The sequence below is a fragment of the Acinetobacter sp. YH16044 genome (assembly GCF_013417145.1).
Taxonomy (GTDB): Bacteria; Pseudomonadota; Gammaproteobacteria; order Pseudomonadales; family Moraxellaceae; genus Acinetobacter; species Acinetobacter amyesii.
In genome coordinates this window covers 1-4047 of record NZ_VPEK01000085.1, presented here as the reverse complement: position 1 = coordinate 4047, position 4047 = coordinate 1, and the positions used below count along the sequence as shown (strand labels likewise).

Sequence of the window (4047 nt, the reverse complement as noted above, 5' to 3'; positions counted from 1 at the left end):
GATGTTATTTTAAATCAATCTAACTCAAATATTTTAGGCCATTTTCTCCAACAAGGCGATCAGCTTTATATATCTACAGAAACTTTACAAGACCTTAAATTAACTTTACCTGCTGATCTGCAAACTAATCCTGCAGGCTACTATCTTTTAGAAGACATACCTTCAGTCAAATATAAATACGATAATTCCAACCAGAAAATTTACCTTGATGTAGATATTAAAGCACTTAAACGAACTTCCTATTATCCTGCATATACTATTATTGAACCTGTCAAACTTGACCCAGCTCAAGAGCGACCAGGCGCTTTGTTTAATTACGATTTCTATAGCCAGTATTCCGAAGATTATTTCAATTTAAGTGGAACCCATGAGTTTCGTGTATTTGGCTTAGGAGAGGGAGGAATCTTAAATTTATCCTCAAATTATAGCTATACCAAAACAGATGAAGATTCCGAATTAAATGCTTTAATTCTAGATACTTATTGGCAGCGTGATTTACCTGAAAAAATGCTTACTATCAGAGTGGGTGATGATCAGTCCAAACCATTGAGCTGGAGTAGGTCTACCCGCATTAGCGGAGTAAGTCTTTCTAAAAATTTTGCTCTTCAACCCTATCAAATCACGACTCCCTTGGAATCATTTAAAGGTGAAGTAAGTTTACCATCCACAGTAGATTTGTTTATTAATGGGCTAAAGCAAACAACTCAGCAAATCATACCTGGTCAATTTGAAATTGAAGCGATCCCTATTATTACTGGAGTTGGACAAGCTCAAGTAGTTGTGACTGATATCAATGGCCAACAAAGAGTTCTTAATTTTTCTTTATATGGAACTAATCAACTGCTAAAGGAAGATTTGAGTGACTGGTCATTTAACCTAGGTTATACACGTTTAGCATATGGGGAACGTTCCTTCAAATATGATAAGGATCTGGTTACTAATACCAGTTATCGGTATGGTTTAACACAAGATTTAACTGTAGAGACACATTTGGAGTTAGCGCCTGATCTGTACTTGGGAGGAGCAGGATTTATCCAAAGACTAGGAAACCGCGCAGGTCTGTTAAATGCAGCATATTCTTTTAGTGACTATCAGGGATTAACCGGAGCTATTTATCAATTAGGATATAACTGGAATTCTAGGTACTTAACTATCTCTTATAATACGGCTCGGCAGTCAGGCGAATATTACGATATCGCGCACCTAAATGGTTTAGCATTTCCTCAGCGATCTGATCAATTTTTTCTAGGTACGAATAATAGGTTAGGCCAGTTCGGGGCAAGTTATATTTATCAAGAACAAGATTGGGATTCAACTAACGAGTTTTTAACATTTAATTGGTCTTATTCATTCCCTAACAATTATTATCTCAACTTAAGCGCAAATCATGATTTAAATGGATCAGATACCAGATATTATTTGAGCTTGAATGTTCCATTAGAAAAGAGACGAACCGTCAACTTATCCTATCAGCAAGATCAGGAACAAGAGAAGCTGTCTTTTAATGCGCGTCAGTCCGTCTCTCGTGATGTTGGTGGGTGGGGATGGCAAGTACAGGTAGATACGGCTCAGGATAATCGAAATATCCAGACTCAACTTGCCCGGATTCACAACTATGGGGAGTGGAGTTTAGGCGTACAGGAATTTAAAACCGATAACAGCTCTTCTCGAATAGCCAACGGTACATTAAGTGGAAGCCTGTTAATGATGAATCGAAGTTTATTCCCAATGCGTAGATCTTTTGATTCATTTGCTTTGATTTCAACCTCTAATATCCCTGAAGTACCAGTGAAATTAGAAAATAGATCAGTAGGAAAGACCAATAGAAACGGAGAACTGGTCGTCACCTCACTGAATCCTTACCAAAATAACAAGATCACAATCGATGCATTAGAATTACCTGCTGACTATTATATTGAAACAACAGTAAAGAATGCTGTACCAAGGTTTGGTAGTGGAGTCTTCATAGATTTTCCTGTTTACCAGATTCAGGCGATTCAAGCAGTTATTAAACAAAAAGATGGAAGCGTAATTGAAGCCGGGTCGAATGTCTGGGCAAGTCCAGATTTAAAGTCCTCAATACCAGAGCCTCTTACTGTGGTTGCACATGATGGTATGATCTATATGGAAAACCCTAAAGTAACTAAATTCTTTGTAGAGCAAAAAGACAAAATGTGTAGCTTTGAGATAAATGGTTTAGATACCCAGAAAGGTTTAATTGATTTAGGAGACTTGCTATGCGAATAATGAGCAAAAAAAAATCTCCTTTTTTATCAAGCAAAAATTTAACTTTAATGTCAGGTCTATTTTTAGGTTTGATGATTACAGGTGAAAGTCAGGCTGCTAAATGCAGTATTTCTTCTACCTCGCTTGATTTTGGTGAGGTGAGTCCTGCATTAAGTACGACTTCTACCAATATTACTCTTCGTTGTGATCCACGTTCCATAATGAAAACAAATATACGTGTGTGTTTGACCGCTACAAGTTGGCTTTATAATGATACAACCCGTTATATTTATACTAATATTTTAGGCATACCGAACCTACTTCAATCTTTGAAATATAATCTTTTTTATGACCCCGGTTTTACTCATTTAATCCAATCGCGTGATCAATTAACTGCTATGGGTTGTAGAGACTATACAATTACGGGTGGTAAGCAATTGACTGAAGTGATCCCAGTTTATGGTCTTTTTTATCCAGGACAGACAGGGGCTGCTGGTAATTACAGATCCTCTACTTTATCGCTTGAAATCCTTTATGATTTTGAAAGAAATGAGAACTATCCTAACGGCTATAACGCTAGTAATTTAAGATATTCGGATACGGCCAATATGAGTGTTTTTGCAGAATATGAGAATGTTTGTGCATTACTCTCAACAACAGATTTGGATTTTGGTCAAATTGATAATTTGAACAGAGACTTATATACAAGTGGTCAAATTTCTCTGCAATGCCCTTCACGCACTACTTGGCGAGTAGGATTAAATAATGGCAAATATGCTCTGAATAATCAGAGAAGAATGTTTAATGGCAAGGATTATATAAATTATGATTTATACTTAAACAGTAACTTAACTCAAAAATGGGATAGTTCTAATAACAGGTCGCAAGGTGTAGGAACAAATGGGCAGCAATCAATCTCTGTTTACGGACATGTCCCCCAACAGCCTCTCAAAAGTGCAGGAAACTATAGTGATACTGTGACGGTCACTTTAACGTATTAATATGTAATCGTAGCAACCACAATATCATTATATACACCCGCAGGAACATTCGTGGCGCCTTCATTAATTTTTGCCCAGATTTTGAAGTTCTGATCCGTACCAGTTCCCGTACTTGCAAAATTTTCTTGAGAAGAGCTTCCCCAAACAGTTTTAAATCCAGCATCCTGATAGAGCTGATACGGAACCTGGATAGAATTGTCTTGTGTATTCTTTAAAGTCTTATCGCTGTTTAAAGCAATCGAGTATGGAGTATTTTGACTACAACTAACATTCAAACTTCCTGAGCTAGTTACATGATTTGTTGATCGTTGAATAGATCCAAAATCAATAGATTGAGTCTGAGTACTCTGGATCTCACAATGTTCTGTTACGGTAAGTTGGACAACAAATTCAGATGAATTTTCATTTTTTTGGGTATAAGCAATTGTAGAAAATAAGATAATGAAACTTAAAAAGTACTTCATTTTTCTCATAACCTTTCCTTCAATATCTTACTTTCCTTACTTGCAATAATATAAGGTATAAGAGCTCCATATAAAACATCTAAATCATAACTTTCAAATTTAAAATATCAGAGTTATTTCCATATTTACCCTAAAAATTTCTTATATAAAGTAACCCTACTGCGGAAGGGTATAAGTATCCTCTTCAGGGCATTATAAGTTTTTTTTAAATAACTTTAGCAACTCGATAGACAGTTGCAACTCCACAATTCACTGCTTTGGCAATTTCTTCCTTAGTCATATTGCCAGCTACTAGCAATTCCTTTATTCGTTTGTGCTTAGCCTCATTGGCTTTCTTACCTGTTGGCTTGTAACCC

4 protein-coding genes are annotated in these 4047 nt (G+C 36.3%); 2 read left to right on the top strand and 2 right to left on the bottom strand.

Features of this window, described 5'->3' with window-relative positions; all coding sequences use genetic code 11:
- Both FTV38_RS16815 and FTV38_RS16810 read left to right on the top strand, forming a co-directional pair.
- Window positions 1–2247: fimbria/pilus outer membrane usher protein (locus FTV38_RS16815; protein ID WP_180022998.1), on the top strand; the 2247-nt coding region annotated here is incomplete at its 5' end.
- Window positions 2238–3227 carry a spore coat protein U domain-containing protein gene (locus tag FTV38_RS16810; protein WP_180022997.1) on the top strand — a complete coding sequence of 330 codons (990 nt, stop codon included), beginning with the start codon at window positions 2238–2240 and terminating at the stop codon, window positions 3225–3227. The genes FTV38_RS16815 and FTV38_RS16810, both read left to right, overlap by 10 nt.
- Here the strand turns inward: FTV38_RS16810 and FTV38_RS16805 are convergent.
- Entirely contained in the window at window positions 3224–3700 is a 477-nt protein-coding gene (locus FTV38_RS16805) for a spore coat U domain-containing protein (RefSeq protein WP_168406833.1), read from the bottom strand. The two genes, FTV38_RS16810 and FTV38_RS16805, sit on opposite strands and share 4 nt — an antisense overlap.
- 196 nt (window positions 3701–3896) lie before the next feature.
- On the bottom strand, window positions 3897–4047 hold a 151-nt coding region (locus FTV38_RS16800), incomplete at its 5' end, for a helix-turn-helix domain-containing protein (protein WP_180022996.1).

What these genes read in the sequence shown, in the direction of transcription:
- FTV38_RS16810 (WP_180022997.1), top strand. Translation starts at nt 2,238, where the DNA reads ATGCGAATAATGAGCAAAAAAAAATCTCCTTTTTTATCAAGCAAAAAT.
- FTV38_RS16805 (WP_168406833.1), bottom strand. Translation starts at nt 3,700, where the DNA reads ATGAGAAAAATGAAGTACTTTTTAAGTTTCATTATCTTATTTTCTACA.